Consider the following 16,796-nt stretch of genomic DNA (forward strand, 5'->3'; position numbering starts at 1 on the left):
CTTCCTGGCGGTGGACGTGGATCCGTCGGCGGGGGTGCGAGAGGTGGGGCTGGTGCGGGTGGATTGATCAGGGCTGACTTTCCGGCCGGTTAGAAGACCCCCTTGAAAGGACACTGAACATCTGGGCAGATAGGCGCCGTCCAACGACGCCTTGTGAGGAGGCCTGTCCATGTTCGAAACCCCCGAGAACGATTCCATCTCCCCCGCGCTGCGCGCGCTGCTCGAGCTGTTCGCCACGGACCTGGCGGACGTGAAGTTCCCGGACGTGGACACGGCGGTGCTGGGCGAGTCCGCGGCGCACGTGCGTGAGAAGGCGGAGGCGGTGGCCCGCGCGCAGGCGGCGCTGGACGCGGCGAGGCAGGAGCTGAACGAGAGCCAGGAGTCGCTGCTCCAGAAGGGCCAGCGCGCGCTGGCGTACGCGAGGGTGTTCGCGGAGGACGACGCGGAGCTGGGAGCGAAGCTGGAGGCCATCCACCTGCCGCGTCCGGTGCGCAAGGGCGGCCAGGCCCAGGCGGAGCCGGTGGGCGCGGCGACGGGCAACGACGACAACGCCCCGCGCCGCCGCGGCCGTCCCCCCAAGCTGCGCCCGGTGGCCAACCTCTTCACGGACGGCGGCGGTCCGGACTCCGCGCAGGACGACGCCCCGGCGAGCCTCCAGTCGTAGTTGGTTCCCTGGCCTCCGGCCCGGCGCTCCTGCGAGGGAGTGTCGGGCCGTGTTGTTTTCGGCGGGGTGCGGAACTGGGGCCGAGCCTCGAAGTTGAAGTAAGGAGGCAGGCATGATGCCGAAGGCGGAGGCCCAGGATGCTTGAGCGGTTGGAGATGGAGGGCGTGGGCCCCAGTCCGCGCCTCGCGTTCGAGTTCGCTCCGCGCCTCAACTTGCTGACTGGTGACAACGGTCTGGGCAAGACGTTCGTGCTGGAGTTGGCGTGGTGGGCTCTAACTCGGAACTGGGATGCCGTACCTGCTTTGCTGCGGTCGGAGCGGAGTGGCTCACCGGGAGTTACAGCCGTTCTTGGTGGACCCGATGGTCCTATTGACCTTGGTCCTAGGCTGGGACCCCTGCCTCAAGGTTTTCCAGGTGCCACTCCCGGCAATGCGTTGACTCTCTATGCACGGGTCGATGGCAGTTTCTCGCTGTGGGATCGGCTTCGAAACAGACAGTGGCTGCCAATGGCAACTACCCCGTGGCTGACTGCTTACGACTTTACGCCTGAAGAGCTTTGGAACCGCTTGGAGAAGGACGGACGGACTATTTGCAATGGTCTGATCCAGGATTGGGTTGCATGGCAGATCAGGGGCTCGGAACCCTTTCACAGGTTGAAAAAAGTCCTGGCTGCGCTTTCCCCAGGAGCGCATGAGCCCTTGATTCCGGGGGACCCCACGCGCATCGGTATTGATGACGTTAGGGACATTCCCACCCTTCAAATGCCCTACGGAGTTGTGCCGCTCACGCACGCCTCCGCAGCGGTAAAGCGCATTGTCGGACTCGCGTATCTGCTCGTCTGGGCCTGGGAAGAGCACGTCCGCGCAGCGGAGTTCCGCAAGGAACCCGTGACGGACAGCATCGTGCTGCTCGTCGACGAGTTGGAATCCCATCTCCATCCGCGCTGGCAGCGGCTCATCCTTCCCTCGCTGCTCGAAGTCGTCCGTGCACTTCGTGAGGACGTGAAGGTCCAGGTGATTGCCGTGACGCATTCACCCCTGGTTCTGGCCTCCGCCGAACCCCTGTTCGATGAAGCGCAGGACGCGCTCTTCATGTTCGACCTAGTGGGCCAGGAAGTGCAGGCCACCAAGGCGGAGTGGCGCCCACGCGGAGACGCCAACGCGTGGCTCACCTCCGAAGTCTTCGATTTGAAGGAACCCCGCTCCGTGGAGGCCGAGCAGGCCATCACGGCGGCGAAGGCCGCGCTCAAGGACCCGAACCTCCCCATCGAAGAGGTCCGCCGCATCCACAACGCGCTCTACCGGGTGCTCCGCGACACGGACCCCTTCTGGCCACGGTGGCTTGCGCGCGCGGAGGCCGCGGGCATCGACCCATGATCCACGTCGCTCCGCAGCCAGAGCCCGCGGACTTCGATGCCCGGGTTCGACAGAAGGGACAGGAAGACCTCCAGGGCACGGACGAGCTGCGTCCCCACTGGCGGGACTGCATCCCCCAGCTCTGGCAGGCGTACCGGGGCATCTGCGCCTACTCCTGTCTCCACATTCCGCGTGGGACGGGAGCCATGTCTGTCGACCACCTGCTGCCCAAGTCGAAGCAGCGTGCGCTGGCCTACGAGTGGAGCAACTACCGGCTCGCATGCAGCCGGATGAACGCGCGCAAGAACGCCTTCGAGGACGTGCTCGACCCGTTCGAAGTGCAGGACGGCTGGTTCGCGCTCGACCTGTCCACGTTGCAGGTCACTCCCTGCGCGGGGTTGCCGGCGACGGTCCAGCAGCGCGTCCAGGACACCATCGATCGCCTCGACCTCAACGACGATGAGTTCATCACCGCGAGGACGGCGTACTACGACAGCTATCGGGACGGGGACCTGACCTTCCGGCACCTGCGGAAGCACTTCCCCTTCCTTGCCATGGAGCTCCTCCGCCAGGGACTGGTCCAGCCGTAAAGAAGAAGACCGCGTGCCCCCGGACGGCGTCGCCGGGAGCACGCGGTCATGTGTTCACCGAAGGGCTAGTTCTTCGGGAACGCGGTCCAGCCGGCCAGCCAGTTGGTGGCGCCCACCGCGCCGACGAAGCGCGCGCTGGTGTCGAAGCCCGCGCCCGGCGTGGCCGCGTTGTCCGGGTTCAGCGCCGGGGAGCCCGCCGCCGGGGTGAAGTCCGGGGCGTCCAGGTTCGTCGCCGCCGTCAACTGCGCGTCCAGGACCTTGTTGTTCAGGCCCGTGGCCAGCACCTTCTCCGCCTCCGCGAACTTGCTCACGTCCGGATCCGTCACGTTGCCCGCAGCGTCCTTCTTCGGGTTCGGCGCGTTCGGGATGGAGACGGAGTCACCCTTGTTGTTCCAGAAGAGCGCGTTCTGGATGGAGAGCTCCGGGGTGGCCGCGTTCCACAGGGCCGCGGAGGCCGTGCCGTCCACGTCGACCGCCTTGTCCGCGAAGTTCGCCACGATGACGTTGCGCAAGAGGCCGCCCGCGCCCGTGTTGAACACCAGGCCCTCCTGCGCCGGGGCCGTGCCGGGCGCGCGGCCGGAGCCGATGAACGTCGCGTTCCAGATCTCCGGCACCGAGTGCGGCTGCGCGACGTTGTCGTTCTTGTTGCCGGACGCCTCGATGGCGCGGTTGCCCACGACGGCGTTCTGCTGCACCACCAGGAACTGCACCTTGCCGCGCCAGCCCAGGTCGTAGTCCAGGCCGTCGTCGTCCGGCTGGCTGATGACGATGTGCTTCAGGCCCGCCGTGCCGCCGAACATCTCCACGCCGTCGTCCGCGCCCTTGTGCACCTGCACGTAGTCGATGTCCGTCGCGGTGCCGCACGCGCCCGTCGTCAGGCCGTTGAGCTCGTTGTCCTCGGCCAGCTCGTAGCCCGCGAACTCGATGCGCGCGTACTTCAGCTTCCCGCAGTCGTGCGCGTCGTCGGAGTTGGCGCCGCCGCCGTACTTCGTGCGCGTGTCACCGCTGGTGGCGAAGAAGCCCTCGATGGTGTTCTCACCGCCGGCCACGTTGATGCTCGCCTTGCCCAGCAGCACCACGCCGCCCCAGTCACCGGCCGCGCGCGTGCCCGCGGGCTGCGCGCTGGTGAAGACGATGGGCTTCTCCGCCGTGCCCACCGCGTTCAGCTTCGCTTCACGGGTGATGACCAACGCGCTGCCCGTCTCGCCCAGGATGGTGACGCCCGGCTCGATGGTGAGCGTGCCGCTCTCCACGAACACGTAGTCCTTCAGGGTGTACGTCGTGCCGGCCTTCCAGGTCGTGTCGCCCTGGATGCTGCCGGACACGTCCTGCTCGGTGGCCTGCGGATCACCGCCGTCCGGGGTCTTGTTGGGCTCGTCGTCGCCGCAGCCGGAGAGCAGCGCGAGGCTGGAGAGAGTGAGGACGGAGGCAAAGAGGCTCTTCATGTCGGTGCGTCCTTTCAGGGGAATGGGAGGAGCTACAGGGCCCAGCCGAGCGACGCGGTGAACGCCACGCCGGGCTTGTACGTCTGCACCGTCACGTCTCCCTGGCGCAGGGTGACGGACGCGTTGAGGAGGTTCGCGGCGGTCAGCTTCAGCTGCGTCGCGCCGAGCTTCTGGGTGAGGCTGATGTCCACGCGGTGGAAGGGCCGCTCGTACACGTCCGGCAGGCCCTGCACGCCGACCTCGCTGATGCGCTGGCCGTACACGTTGTAGAGCACGGCCACTTCCGTGCCGCTCTCCGGCCGCTCGTAGCCCACGTTCACGTTGACCACGTAGGGGGACTGGCCCTGGAGCGGACGGTCCTTGTTCGTCTGCGCGCCCAGCGCGGAGTCACCCAGGTCCACCTGTGACTGGATGAGCGTCAGGTTCGCGCCCACGCGCACCGGACGCAGCGCGGGGCTGATGCGCGCCAGCGACGTGCGCGCCTCCAATTCCACGCCGTAGCTGTCCGCGCCCGCGGCGTTCTCGAAGCCCAGGTCGCCCGAGTCCGGGTTGCGGATGACGCGCTCGATGGGGTTCTGGAAGCGCTTGTAGAAGGCGCTCGCGGCCAGCACGTCGTTCTCGCCCACGAACCACTCGGCGCGCACGTCCACGTTGTGGATGCGCGTCTCCAGCAGGTCCGGGTTGCCGGACACGTTCCGGCGGCGCACGAAGTCGAAGAAGATGAAGGGCGCCAGCTCGCGGAAGGTGGGGCGCGCCAGCGTGTAGCTGTAGCCCGCGCGCAGGTTCACCTCGGGAGAAAGCGCGTAGGTCGCGTTGAGCGACGGCAGCACGTCCAGGTAGTTCTGGTCCGCGCCACCGGAGGCGCTCTCCACGCCGGTGAACGGATCCTTGAGCGTCAGCTGCTGGTTGGACGCCTCCAGGCGCACGCCGCCCACCAGGCGCAGCGGCTCCACGGGCTTGTAGTCCGCGGACACGTAGCCGGCGTAGATGCCCAGGAAGGCGTTGTAGGCGTCATCCGCGCGCGTCGTCTCACGCACCGTGATGGAGGTGCCCACGTTGTCCGGGGAGAAGAGCTGCTCGGGGGACTGGGTGCGGTCCACCGGCTCCTCGGTGAGCAGGTAGCGGAAGCGGCGCGCGTTGAAGTCGCGGAAGGACACCTGCGTGAGGCCGCCCACCTTCAGGCGGAAGTCGGAGCTGAAGGGCAGGGTGAGGTTGAGGCTGCCGCCGGTGGACGTCTCGCCCAGCTCCGCGAAGAAGCGCTCGCCGCTGTTGGGCTGGTTGGGGAAGGACAGCTGCGCGTCCGGGTTGTTGAGGGCGGCGCTGTAGAGCGTGTCGCGCGTGTCCGGCTCGTCGCGGTCCACGCGGGAGACGTTGGCCTGCCAGTCCACTTCCGAATCGCCCAGGAGCCCCAGGCGGTGGAAGCCGCGCAGCTGCGTGAAGGACAGGGCGCGGGTGATGAACTGGAGGCGGGTGCTGGCGTAGGTGTCGCCGCGCACGTTGTTGTTGCCGTTGGCGGTGTACGTGCGCGTGTCGGTGCCGCGCGTGTAGAGGCTGAAGAGGGTCAGCTCGTTGTCGCGGTCGAACTGGTAGCCCACGCTGGCCAGGCCGCTGAGGTTCGCGGTGGAGAAGCCCTGCGTGGTGCGCGCGACGTCCTGGGGGATGAGGCTGCCGGACTCGTCGCGGGCCGCGCGGGCGAAGTCGCCCGTCTGCACGCCGTCGCGGTGGCCGTAGTTGACGGTGGCCAGGTAGCCCAGGCGCTGGTTGCCGAAGCGCAGCGTGTCACCCAGGGACGCGCCCAGGCCCAGGTTGGGGGCGGCGCGCGTGGTGCGCTTCTCCCAGACGTTGGTGAAGCTCTCCCACTGGCCCTCCAGCTGCTGCGCGGACTCGCCGCCCGCGCCCAGGCGGTGGTCGCGAGGGAGCGCGTCCGGCAGGGCGCGGTCGGAGGAGGCGAAGCCCAGCGTCTCGCCAAAGCCGCCCTGCGCCTGCGCGTTGCGCTCGCGGAAGGTGGTGACGGTGTCGCCGCCCAGGGTGAGGCGCGGCTTGAACTCGAACTGGGAGGGGTAGGTGTTGGTCTCGATGAGCAGCGTGCCGCCGCCGAAGGTGCCCGGCAGGTCCGGCGTGTAGCTCTTCACCACGTTGAGGTTGGCGAGCAGGCTGGTGGGGAACAGGTCCAGCGGCACGCTGGGCTCGTCCGGCTCCGGGCTGGGCAGGAGCGCGCCGTTGAGGAGCGTGGTGGCGTAGCGGCCACCCAGGCCGCGCAGCAGCACGTAGCGGCCATCCACCACCGTGGCGCTGACCACGCGCTTCACGGCGTCACCGGCGCTGGAGTCCGGCGTGCGGGCGATTTCCTGCGCGCTGATGGCGTCGGAGACGGCGGCGGCCTTCTTGCGGTCCTGGAGCAGGGCGCCTTCCGCGCGGCGGTCGGAGCGGGCCTCGACGACGACCTCCTGCACCGCGCCCACGTCCGCGCTGAGCGCGACGTCCAGCTTCGTGGCCTTGCCCTGCGTGACGACGACGCCCGTGATGCGGCGGCCCTGGTACACGTCGTAGAAGGCGCGCAGGTCGTACTTGCCCGGCGGCAGCGCCAGCCGGTAGTTGCCGTCCAGGTCGGTGAGGGCTTGCTTGTCGGCGCCCGTGACGACCTTCACGGTGGCCTCGATGAGGCCTTCACCGTTGGCCTCGTCCGTCAGCCGGCCGTAGATGCCGGTGAAGCCCGGGGGCGGCGTGGAGGATTCGGCCAGGGCTTCATCCCCCATGGCGGCTTCGTCGGAATCCGTGGCCTCGTCAGAAGGCGTGGCACCGTCGGCCGGAGCCGGCTGCGCGGCCTGCGACGGATCCGCGGGCATCGTGCCCGGCGGGGGCGGAAGCTCCCCGGCCGGCTGCTGGCCCGGGGTGGCGGAGGGCGAAGGCGCGGCGGGCGCGGTGGAGTCCGCGCCGGGCGCCTGCGCGAAGGCAGGCAGGGTGATGAGCACGAGTGACGCCACGCAGGCGCGCACGAAGCTTGAACGAGACAACACGGCTCTCCTTGCCGACAGCGACGCGCACTCAACGCGACGCCCGTGGCATTGGGATGAAGGGTTTGTGACGTCTGTGGCGGTGGCGGGAAAACTCGGCGTCACGAACCGCGCGCGGCTTCACGAGCCGCGCGCGGGGCGCCTGGAGTCAGTCCGCCAGTCGTTCCGGCAGCACGGCGACGGTGATGTTCCCGCCCCGCGCCAGGTCCAGCACTTCCATGGCACTTCCGTACGGCACCGCGTCGCTCGCGTCGAAGAAGACGATCTTGTCCGCGCGCGCGTTGAGCATCCGTTGCAGGCGGACCACCACCTGGTCACGGGGCACTTCCTCGTGGTTGATGCGCAGCGTGCCGGCCTTGTCCACCGTGAGCACCACGGGCGGCTTCGCGTCCGGAGGCGGAGGCGTGGTGTCCTCCTTCTTGTCCGGCTTCGCGGGCACGTTCATCCACAGGTTCTTGGTCATCAGCGGCGTGACGACCATGAAGATGATGAGGAGGACGAGCACCACGTCCACCAGGGGCGTCACGTTCATCGTGGGGCGGACGCCGCCGCCCTTGTTGCCACCGACGTCGAAAGCCATGGCGCGTGCCTCCCCTTCAGTGCTTCTTCCGGTCGATGACCTGGAGACTGATGCCCGGGAACCCGATGTCCTGCATCGCCTTGAACACGCCGCGCACCTGCGCGTACGCCACGCCCCGGTCCGCCTTGAGCACCACGGGCGCGTCCGGCTTCGCCTGGTGCAGCGCCTTCAGCTCCACCACCAGCGCGTCCCGGTTGAGCTGCTTGCGGTCCAGGTAGAACGCCCCGTTGGCCGCCAGGCTCACCGTGGTGGGCTCCAGGTTCTTGTTCTCCGCGTCCGGGTTCATCGCCGCAGGCAGGTCCACCGCGGCGCCGGCCTCCAGCTGCGGCGTGACGACCATGAAGATGATCAGGAGGACGAGCACCACGTCCACCAGCGGCGTCACGTTCATCTCCGGCGTGAGGCTGCTCCTACGCGTGGCCGACATCGCCCGCCTCGGTCCGCGTGGAGACGACGTCCGTGGCGCCGTGCGAGCCGCCGTGGGCCGCCGCCGCGCGCTTGTCGCCGGCCATGTCCTCCAGGTGGTCCATGAACTCGCTGCGGGCCTGCTCCAGGGAGAGCAGCAGCGCGTCCGCGCGGGTGGACAGGAAGTTGAACATCAGCACCGCGGGAATCGCGACCAGCAGACCCAGCGCCGTGACGACGAGCGCCTCCGCGATACCGGCGGACACCGCGCCCAGGCCGCCGGAGCCCTCCTTCGCGATGCCGGCGAAGGCCTCGATGATGCCCACCACCGTGCCGAGCAGACCGACGAACGGCGCCACCGAACCCACCGTGGCCAGCACGGACATGCCTCGGCGCACGTCCGCGGTGATGCGCTCGTTGATGCGCACCAGGTCGCGCCGCGTGAGCTCCACCGCGCCCAGCTTCCCGGCGGGAGCGCGGGACTTCGCGAGGAACGTCTTCATGCCGCCGCCCAGCATCATCGCCAGGTGGCTGCTCTTGTTGCCGTCCGCCTCCTTCACCAGCGCGTCGTGCTGCTGCTGCGCGAGCAGCGGACCGGCGCGGCCCGCGAACTGGCGGGACGCGGCGCGCGAGCGGAAGTAGACGAACAGGCGCTCGAAGAACACCGCCAGCGACGCGACCGCGAAGGCGATCAGCGTCCAGGCGATGCCCAGGGCGAAGACGCCCATGTGCGCGTAGATTTCCTTGAGATTGAAGTTCATGGCTGTGGCTCTCCGAAGGGGGAGGAAGGCGTCAGGACTTGAGGCGGAACGGGACCTTGAAGATGCGGAAGACGGCGGTCGGCTGACCGGACACGACGGCGGGCTTGAAGCGCCACGTGCGCGCGGCGGCCAGCGCGGCGCTGGCGAAGGGCTCATCGCCGCGCATCACCTTGAGGCCGGTGACGCGGCCGTCGACCTCGACGACGCCCTTGAGGATGACCATCCCCTCCAGCCCCTTGGAGCGGGCGTCGGCGGGGTACTCGGGGATGAGGTTCGAGGCCAGCGGCTCCGGCGGCGTCCCCGCCTCCGGGAGGTTGATGGGCTGCGCGCGGCCACCACCGATGGCCATGCCCTCGCCGCTGCCGGTGCCACCCACCACACCACCAGGGACGAGCGTGCCCGTGCCACCGACGGCCATGGGCGCCGCGGCGACGACCTCCTTCTCAGCCTCGGGCGGCTTGTCGAGCGGCACCGCGTCCGGGGCCTTCAGCGGCGCGGGAGCAACGGTGGGCACCGCCGCGGGCGGAGGCGCCGCCTTGGCGACAGGCGGCGCGGCGCGGGGCGGAGGCTTCGCGACGGGCGGAGGAGGCGGGGGCGGAGGCTTCACCTCCACGACGGGAGGCGGCGGAGGCGGAGGCGGACGGAAGACGACGTCCACCTTCTTCTCCTTGATGACCTCCTTCACCGTGTTGGCCGCGGTCATCGCCGCCACGGCGATGAGTCCGAAGACGGCGACCGACGCGGTGGTGGAGAGCGCGAACCGCCGGGCGGCGGGGGCGCTGGAGGCGCTGTCGAACGTTTCGAACATGACGGGGACGCATATAGCGACACCGTGTGTCACGAAGGTTCAGGCTCCGTGACACTTTGCCCCCGGCCTTGTTTCGATTGGGTCACGAACCGCGAGCGTTCAAAAATCCGCGCGGCAGGTGAGTCACGGTCTTGTCGGAAATCACCGCCGTGGGCGTTCCGTGACGCCGCGTCTGCCACAACAGCGCGATCAGCAGCGCGGAGTACACCACCGCGAACGGCCGCAATAGCAGCACGTGCCGGGCCTGGTCCGCGCCCAATACGGTGTCGGACACGGCCATGCCAATGAGGGCAACGAAGGCCACGCACGCCTGCCCCAGACGCGAGCGTCCCTCCAGCGCCGCGCGGATCACCGGCCACGCGAGCAGGTAGTTCGCGCGCCACGCCAACGGTGACAGAAGGGTGACGCCCAGGCAGCAGAACGCGAGCAGCTCCACCGGACCGGGCCGCGCCCACACGAGCGCTCCGATGAAGAGCGCCAGCGCCACGACCTGCGCCCCGGTCATCGCACCCGGAGGAGGCAGCGACTCCGCGGGCAGCACCAGCGACAAGAGCAGCGTGGGCAGGCCCTGCGGGTTGTGGCCCAGCGCCCACGGCGGCGTGGTGCGCGCCAGGATCTCCGTCCAGTCACGCAGCTGGGACAGCGTGCCCGTCCAGCCGTAGCGGCCCAGCGTGGGCAGCACCAGCAGGACGCCGAAGAGGGCGGTGGTCCCCACCACGCGCCAGTGCCGGCGCGCCAGGAAGAACAGTCCCAGGAGCGCGGCTGGAGGCTTGAGCAGGCACGCCACGGCGAAGGCCGCGCCGGGGCCCCACGCGCGGCCCCGCTCGGCACCCACGGCCGCGAGCACCAGCAGCCACAGCAGCACGACGTCCACCTGGCCGTAGAAGATTTCGAAGGAGAACGCGGGCAGGAGCGCGGCGGTGGCGAGCACCGGAGCCCACGGCCACGGCGTGGCCTCCGCGTCCCTGGGCACCGCGCGGCGCGTGAGCACGGACACGGCGCCGAGCGCGAGCACGGAGCCCAGGTTCCACAGCGCCACGGCCGCGCGCGGCGGCAGGGCGGTGAAGGGCAGGAACAGGGGCGCGGTGACGGGCGCGTACTTGAACGGCATGGTGCCGTCCTCGGCGCGGTAGAGGTCCGTGCCTTCGCGGAAGCGCTCCGCGGCGGTGAGGTAGACGCGGAAGTCCGCGCCGCGCCGGGGATGCTGCCCCACCGCCACGGCCGCCACGGCGAGCACCAGCAACAACGTCCACTCCACCTTCAGGGACGCGCGGTGGCGGGCGGGCTCAGCGGTGCTCATTCACGGACGGGGACACGGTAGGGCGCGCACCATTCCACGCGGGAGCGCCCCGCCGCAATCACAGCCCGTAGGCTTCCAGCAGCCGCAGCCACACCTCGCTCACGGTGGGGTACGACGGCACCGCGTGCCAGAGCGTGTCCAGCGGCACCTCGCCCGCGACGGCGATGGTGGCCGCGTGGATCATCTCGCCCACGCCCGGCCCGGTGAACGTGGCGCCCACGATGACCCGGCGCTGCTCGTCCACCACCAGCTTGGCCGTGCCCTTGAGGTCCTTGCCCATGACGGACGCGCCGGCCACGTCGCCCAGCTCGTACTGCACCGTCTTCACCGGCACGCCCGCCTTGCGCGCCTTGTCCTCGGTGAGGCCCACGCTGCCCACCTGCGGGTGCGTGAAGATGACCTGCGGCGTGGCCTTCGCGTCCGCCCACGCCTTCGCGGGCTTGCCCAAGAGGACGTCGCCCAACAGCCGCGCCTGGTACTTGCCCATGTGCGTGAGCAGGTTGCGGCCGTTCGCGTCGCCGCACGCGTACAGCCAGCCGCCGTCCACGCCCGTGGCGCGGAGCTGATCATCCACTTCGATGGACGCGCCGGGCTTGAGCCCCACCGTGTCCAGGCCCAGGTCGTCCGTGCGCGCGGTGCGGCCCATGGCGACGAGCAGCGCGTCCGCGCGCAGCGTGTCCCCGCCGGTCAGCGTGATGGTGTATTCGCCCTGGGCGCCGGAGCGCTGCACCTTGGTGGCCTGCGTCTCCAGCAGCACGCGCACGCCGGAGTCGCGCAGCGCCTCGGCCACCTGCTCGCCCACGAAGGGTTCGAAGCGCTTGAGCACGCGGGGCCCGCGCTGCACCAGCGTCACCTCCGAGCCCAGCTCGCGCCACGCCTGCGCCAGCTCCACCGCCTCCACGCCGCCGCCCAGCACCACCAGCCGGCCCGGCACGGCCTTGGCGCCGGTGCCCTCGCGGTTGTCCCACGGCCTGGAGTCCTTGAGGCCCGGGATGTCCGGCAGGCGCGGCTTGCTGCCCGTGGAGATGACGACGGCCTGCTTCGCCTCCAGCTCACGCACCTTGCCGTCCTTGCCCGTGACGGCCACCTTGCGCGGGCCGGTGAGCCGGCCGTGGCCGCGCATGACGGTGAGCTTCGCGCCCTCCGCCCACTTCACCTGGGACCTGTCGTCGTAGCCGGACACCATCTGGTCGCGGTGCTTGAGCACGGCGTCCGCCTTGAGCGGCCCCTGGATGAGCTCGCGCACGCCGGGCGTGTGCTTCGCGAGCCACAGCGTCTCACCGGGGTGCAAGAGCGCCTTGCTGGGCATGCAGGCCCAGTAGGAGCACTCGCCGCCCAGCAGCTCGTGCTCCACCAGCGCGACCTTCAACCCCCCCGCCGCCGCGCGCGCGCCCGCGTTCTCACCCGCGGGACCCGCTCCAATCACCACCACGTCGAAAGTCTCGGCCATGACCCCTCCCGCCCCCTGCTTGCCCGGGGACGGCCGTCCCGCCAATCCGACTGGCGCCGCGAGTCGGATGGTGGATGGAACGGCTGGTCACCAGAGGACAGCACCGCCTTGTCAGGACCCGGAAGGCCCCCGCGTCAGGGCGCGGACGGATGCGTGTGTTCCCCGCGTCCGGTGGAGGGTCCGCGCTTCGGCTTGCGCGGCGGGAGGTGTGCCATGGGACGTGTCGCCAAGGTGGTCTCGGTCCGCTCCGCGGGGTCGCGCTTCTAGCGTCACCGGCGGTGTCCAGCGCCCGTCCGAAGGCAGCGCCCGTGCGAGCGCTGTCGCGGCCGTGGAGGACGCCTCCGACGTGAGGTCCAGACGGCGTGTCCGCGCGGTGTCGTTCGCGTGCACACCCCGGCCGTGCTCCGGCACGGCCCGCAGGAATCCGTCTTCGCTCATGTCCTCTTCCAAGCATCGCCGTACCCGCGCGTCCGTCCGGCGCTCGGGCTCCTCGCTGTTCCATTCCGAAGCTCCGTCCGCGCGTCACCTGCGCGTCCAGTCCACCCTCTCCGAGGACGTCTCGCTGCTCTTCCGGAGCGAGCTGTCCGACCCCAGGCTCGAAGACATCACGCTGACGTCGTGCGAGCTGTCCCCCGAAGGTCGCACCGTGCGCATCGGCTACTCGCTGCCGCACGACGCGGACCCCGCAGCCGTGAAGGAGGCCCTCGCCCGGGCGGAGGGCTTCCTGCGCTCTCGGCTCGCGCAGCACCTGAACCTCAAGCGCACCCCGCACCTGCGCTTCGTCCTCGTGGGCACCGCCCCACGCACGGAGGCCGAGGACGGCGAAGGGGGTGACGCATGATGCCCCGCATCCTCGAAGTTCCACCGGGCGCGGTGCCCCTCCTCGCCTGGGCTCGCACGGTGCCCCCTGCGGCCCTGAAGCAGCTCCAGCGGCTGGCCGCGCAGCCCTACGTCACGGAGCACGTGGCGGTGATGCCGGACGTGCACCTCGCGTCGGGCGTGGCGGTGGGCACCGTCTTCGCCACGGAAGCCCACGTCGTCCCCGGCGCGCTGGGCAACGACCTGGGCTGCGGCGTGAGCGCGCACCGCTTCGCCTTCCCCGCCGCTTCACTCTCGCGCGCGGACCTGGAGCGGCTCCTGTCCCAGCTCGCCCGGGTCATCCCGGTGGGAGACGCGGTGCACCGGGGACGGGGGCTGCCCCTGCCGCCGGGGCTCGAAGCTCCCCCGCTCTCCACCCAGAAGCTCGCGCATGCCTGGGAGCGGCTGGCGCCACGTCACCTGGGCACGCTTGGCGGGGGCAACCACTTCCTGGAGCTGGACCGAGACGGGGCAGGGGACCTCTGGCTGCTCATCCACTCCGGCTCGCGGGGTGTGGGGGGCGCCGTGGGGGAACACCACCAGCGCGTGGCCCAGGTGCTGGGACAGGGCACGCCGCCCGCGCTCGACACCGGCACCGAAGCGGGCCGGGCCTGTGTGAATGACCTGGACCTGGCGTGCCGCTTCGCCCGCGCGAACCGGGACCAGCTCGCCGCCCGGGCCCTGGCGGTGCTGGCGGACGTGCTGGGCGTGGCCCCGGACCCGGACCGCACCGTGGACGTGCACCACAACCACGTCGCCTCCGAGACGCACTTCGGCCGCGCGCTCTGGGTCCACCGCAAGGGCGCGGTGGGGCTGGACGCTGGGGCCCGGGGGCTCATCCCCGGCTCCATGGGCACGGCCTCCTACGTCGTCGAGGGGCGGGGGGAGCCCCGCGCCTTCCGCTCCTGCTCGCACGGCGCGGGCCGCGTGCTCACCCGCACGGAGGCCCGCGCCCGCATCCGCCCGGACGCGCTGGTCCACGCCCTGCGCCGCGTGGTGTTCGACCCGGGCCGGACGCACGCCCTGGTGGAGGAGGCTCCGGCCGCCTACCGGGACCTCACCGAGGTGCTGGAGGACGAGGCGGACCTCGTGACGCCCCGCGTCCGGCTCACGCCCCTGGCCGTGCTGAAGGGCTGACGGCCTGGAAGGGGAGGGGGCGCCTGTCGGGTGGATGACAGCCCGTCCGGGTGATCCACCCCCCGTACTCCACGGACTGAAGGGGACAGCGTCAGAGTGGGTTCCCGCGCCCGTCAAAGTGCCGTAGTATCGGCCCACGAGTACGCGTGCGAACCTGCTGGGGCGTCGTCTAATGGCAGGACGTCAGACTTTGACTCTGATTATCAAGGTTCGAATCCTTGCGCCCCAGCCACTCCGCTCCGGGGGGACGCGGTAACGTCGTCCGTCCGGAAGCAAAGGCGGTGGGCTGATGCCGCAGAAGACGCTCCTGCTGGTCACCGTGGGCAGTCCACCGTCCGCGCTCGTGAACGCCTTGCAGGATCCGCTGGCGACCCATCTGGGCGTCAGCGCGGTCGTGAGCCGGATGGCGCTGTCGTCGCCGGCCTACGCCTTCAACAAGGACCGCGGCCAGTACCACTGCAACGCCATCATGCGCCGGCTGGGCACGGTGCTGGATGAGTCGCCGCAGGCCCTGGTGATGGGCGTGACGGACGCGGACCTCTTCGAACCGGACTCGCCCTTCGTCTTCGGGCAGGCGGACCGGGAGTCCAAGGTCGCGGTGATGAGCCTGTACCGGCTGCGCCAGGGCGCGGAGGGCGAAACGCTCCGCCGCCGCGTGCAGGTGGAGGCGGTGCACCAGGCCGGGCACCTCATCGGCCTGTCGTACTGCGAGGACTCGCGCTGCGTGATGTTCTTCCCGCAGTCCCCGCAGGACATCGACCGCAAGTCGCTGGGCCCCTGCAACGTCTGCCGCAACGAACTGAACCGCCTCAACCGCTGAAGGCGCGTGCGCGCTCCCGGACACGGGCGCGCGTGAATGCCGCCGTGTGCGTTGACGTCTTGTCCGGCGCGCCCTGTAGTGTTCGGGCGCGAAGCGCGTGTGACAGGGCCGGCACGGCGGGAGAGACAGCGATGATGGGCATGCGGCGATGGCTCGGCGGAGTGGTGGCGGTGGGGATGTTGGGGGCGTGCGAGCCCACGGACTTTGGCGGTGGCGGCACCACGGGTGACGTCCTCTTCGACCGGGGCTTCGCCTTCGTGCGCGACGACCGGAACATCTACGTGGTGGACGACGACGGCGACCCCAACAGCCCGCAGCGGCTGACGACGGCCGGCGGTGCGTACACTCCGTCCATCTCCAAGAACGGCAACAGCATCGTGTTCGTGCAGCGCTCGGGCAGCACGTCGTCCATCCAGACGGTGCCCACCACGGGCGGGCCGGTGGCCACGCTGCTGAGCACCAACGACGCGGCGTGCGGCAGCTGCACCAACTTCCGCGGCCCCACGTTCAGCCCGGATGGGCGCTTCATCGTCTTCGCGTTCGACCGGACATCGGGTGCGCTGAGCTCGCTGGCGCGCATCGCGGCGGATGGCAGCGGCTTCGTGGAGCTGACGCCCAACGCGGGCATCGGCTTCGGGTCGCCGTCCTTCTTCCCCAGCGGCAACACGGTGGTGGCGCCCGCGGGCAGCAGTGCCTCCTTCTACAACCAGCTCGCGTTCGTGCCGGCCGGTGGCGGCAGTGCCAGCTTCGTGACGCTGGGCAACGAGGTGCTGGCCGTCGCGAACCGCGCGGTGGTGTCTCCGGACGGGCGGCAGGTGGCGCTGGACGGGCGGCTGTCCAACGGCAGCACGCGCATCTTCGTGGGCGGCGTGACGGCCACGGGCCTCGGCGGCGCCCTGCGGCGGCTGACGGACTACACGGCGAGCACCGTGGAGGAGAGCTTCCCCAGCTGGACGAGCAGCACGGAGCTGGGCTTCCTCTTCAACGACTCCGGCGGTGACCCCAGCATCTACCGCGCCCCGGTGTCCTCCACGGCCAGCTCCGTGACGCTCGCGGTGCCCGCCGCGAACGAGCCCTTCTACGGGCCCAACTAGTACTCGCTCTGCTGCCGCTTCTCCCCGGTGGGAAGCGGCGCTTCGTAGGTCCGGAGTTTTGCTGGGGGCGAGGCGCCTCGCGGCCTGGCGCTGATGAGCGCCAGGGCAACGAGGACGACCATGAGCAGCACCAGTGCCCCCAGCCTGAACAGCAACCTGCCTGTCCCTATCTCCTCTCCCACGCGCTGGTGACGGCGGGGCTTGTGCGGAAGGTAGAGGGCCTCCACTGCGTCTCCCACGGCAGGGGGGACCTTCTGCCTCGCGTTCTGCAGGGTGTACTGGTCGTGGAGGTCCGAGCCGTCCTGCAGGTGGAGGACGTACTTCACGATGAGGTTCTCGCGGTCGGAGTCCCAGCCCACGTGGACCACCTCGCCATGGGCGTGCAGTCCCTCCTCCTGGAGCTTCAGGGTGAGGTCGCGCTGGAGCAGCAGCCACACCAGCACCCCAAAGAGACCCACCACGAATATCACCACCATCATCGGATCAATCAGGAGCATGGCGGCCTCGATGTGACG

16 protein-coding genes and 1 tRNA gene are annotated in these 16,796 nt (G+C 70.2%); 8 read left to right on the forward strand and 9 right to left on the reverse strand.

Annotation, left to right across the window (positions count from 1 at the left end; translation table 11 throughout):
- Positions 1–169 precede the first annotated feature (169 nt).
- The 3 genes from D7W82_RS16280 to D7W82_RS16290 all read left to right on the forward strand — a co-directional run bounded on the left by D7W82_RS16280 (position 170) and on the right by D7W82_RS16290 (position 2,609).
- Entirely contained in the window at positions 170–664 is a 495-nt protein-coding gene (locus tag D7W82_RS16280; RefSeq protein ID WP_120619234.1) for a hypothetical protein, read from the forward strand.
- A 761-nt stretch (positions 665–1,425) separates the two neighbouring features.
- The gene (locus tag D7W82_RS16285) at positions 1,426–2,040 is read left to right on the forward strand and encodes an AAA family ATPase (RefSeq protein ID WP_370451008.1); all 615 of its coding nucleotides are present in this window, start codon (positions 1,426–1,428) and stop codon (positions 2,038–2,040) included.
- Positions 2,037–2,609 (forward strand): hypothetical protein, encoded by a 573-nt coding sequence (locus D7W82_RS16290; protein ID WP_120619236.1) that lies wholly within the window; start codon positions 2,037–2,039, stop codon positions 2,607–2,609. Before D7W82_RS16285 ends, D7W82_RS16290 begins: the two co-directional genes overlap by 4 nt.
- Positions 2,610–2,674: 65 nt before the next feature.
- On the opposite strand, the gene D7W82_RS16295 is transcribed toward D7W82_RS16290, so the two are convergent.
- From D7W82_RS16295 to D7W82_RS16330, 8 genes are all read right to left on the reverse strand, one after another.
- Positions 2,675–4,054 carry a hypothetical protein gene (locus tag D7W82_RS16295; RefSeq protein WP_120619237.1) on the reverse strand — a complete coding sequence of 460 codons (1,380 nt, stop codon included), beginning with the start codon at positions 4,052–4,054 and terminating at the stop codon, positions 2,675–2,677.
- A gap of 32 nt (positions 4,055–4,086) precedes the next feature.
- The gene (locus D7W82_RS16300) at positions 4,087–7,071 is read right to left on the reverse strand and encodes a TonB-dependent receptor domain-containing protein (RefSeq protein ID WP_120619238.1); all 2,985 of its coding nucleotides are present in this window, start codon (positions 7,069–7,071) and stop codon (positions 4,087–4,089) included.
- Between the two features lie 145 nt (positions 7,072–7,216).
- Entirely contained in the window at positions 7,217–7,648 is a 432-nt protein-coding gene (locus D7W82_RS16305) for a biopolymer transporter ExbD (protein ID WP_120565359.1), read from the reverse strand.
- 16 nt (positions 7,649–7,664) lie between these two features.
- Entirely contained in the window at positions 7,665–8,075 is a 411-nt protein-coding gene (locus tag D7W82_RS16310; RefSeq protein ID WP_120619239.1) for a biopolymer transporter ExbD, read from the reverse strand.
- Entirely contained in the window at positions 8,059–8,814 is a 756-nt protein-coding gene (locus D7W82_RS16315) for a MotA/TolQ/ExbB proton channel family protein (protein ID WP_120565357.1), read from the reverse strand. The genes D7W82_RS16310 and D7W82_RS16315 overlap by 17 nt, the downstream gene beginning before the upstream one ends.
- Before the next feature lie 31 nt (positions 8,815–8,845).
- Positions 8,846–9,622 carry an energy transducer TonB gene (locus tag D7W82_RS16320; RefSeq protein WP_120619240.1) on the reverse strand — a complete coding sequence of 259 codons (777 nt, stop codon included), beginning with the start codon at positions 9,620–9,622 and terminating at the stop codon, positions 8,846–8,848.
- A gap of 82 nt (positions 9,623–9,704) precedes the next feature.
- Positions 9,705–10,922 carry a glycosyltransferase family 87 protein gene (locus D7W82_RS16325; RefSeq protein ID WP_233587648.1) on the reverse strand — a complete coding sequence of 406 codons (1,218 nt, stop codon included), beginning with the start codon at positions 10,920–10,922 and terminating at the stop codon, positions 9,705–9,707.
- A 58-nt stretch (positions 10,923–10,980) separates the two neighbouring features.
- Positions 10,981–12,372, reverse strand: coding sequence for an NAD(P)/FAD-dependent oxidoreductase (locus D7W82_RS16330; protein ID WP_120619241.1), 1,392 nt, complete (start codon positions 12,370–12,372; stop codon positions 10,981–10,983).
- 436 nt (positions 12,373–12,808) lie between these two features.
- Between D7W82_RS16330 and D7W82_RS16335 the strand changes: the two genes are divergently transcribed.
- The 5 genes from D7W82_RS16335 to D7W82_RS16355 all read left to right on the forward strand — a co-directional run bounded on the left by D7W82_RS16335 (position 12,809) and on the right by D7W82_RS16355 (position 16,281).
- Positions 12,809–13,213 carry a ribosome-binding factor A gene (locus D7W82_RS16335; RefSeq protein WP_120619242.1) on the forward strand — a complete coding sequence of 135 codons (405 nt, stop codon included), beginning with the start codon at positions 12,809–12,811 and terminating at the stop codon, positions 13,211–13,213.
- Positions 13,210–14,367, forward strand: a complete 1,158-nt coding sequence (locus tag D7W82_RS16340) for an RtcB family protein (protein ID WP_120619243.1) — start codon at positions 13,210–13,212, stop codon at positions 14,365–14,367. The genes D7W82_RS16335 and D7W82_RS16340 overlap by 4 nt, the downstream gene beginning before the upstream one ends.
- A gap of 158 nt (positions 14,368–14,525) precedes the next feature.
- Positions 14,526–14,599, forward strand: a tRNA-Gln gene (locus D7W82_RS16345).
- A 57-nt stretch (positions 14,600–14,656) separates the two neighbouring features.
- Positions 14,657–15,187, forward strand: a complete 531-nt coding sequence (locus tag D7W82_RS16350) for a non-proteolytic archaemetzincin-like protein (protein WP_120619244.1) — start codon at positions 14,657–14,659, stop codon at positions 15,185–15,187.
- A gap of 140 nt (positions 15,188–15,327) precedes the next feature.
- Positions 15,328–16,281 (forward strand): TolB family protein, encoded by a 954-nt coding sequence (locus D7W82_RS16355; RefSeq protein ID WP_370451010.1) that lies wholly within the window; start codon positions 15,328–15,330, stop codon positions 16,279–16,281.
- Here D7W82_RS16355 and D7W82_RS16360 read toward each other — a convergent pair.
- Entirely contained in the window at positions 16,278–16,778 is a 501-nt protein-coding gene (locus D7W82_RS16360) for a DUF3592 domain-containing protein (protein WP_120619246.1), read from the reverse strand. The genes D7W82_RS16355 and D7W82_RS16360 overlap by 4 nt on opposite strands.
- Between the last annotated feature and the right edge of the window lie 18 nt (positions 16,779–16,796).

Source organism: Corallococcus sp. CA049B (genome assembly GCF_003611685.1).
Classification (GTDB): domain Bacteria; phylum Myxococcota; class Myxococcia; order Myxococcales; family Myxococcaceae; genus Corallococcus; species Corallococcus coralloides.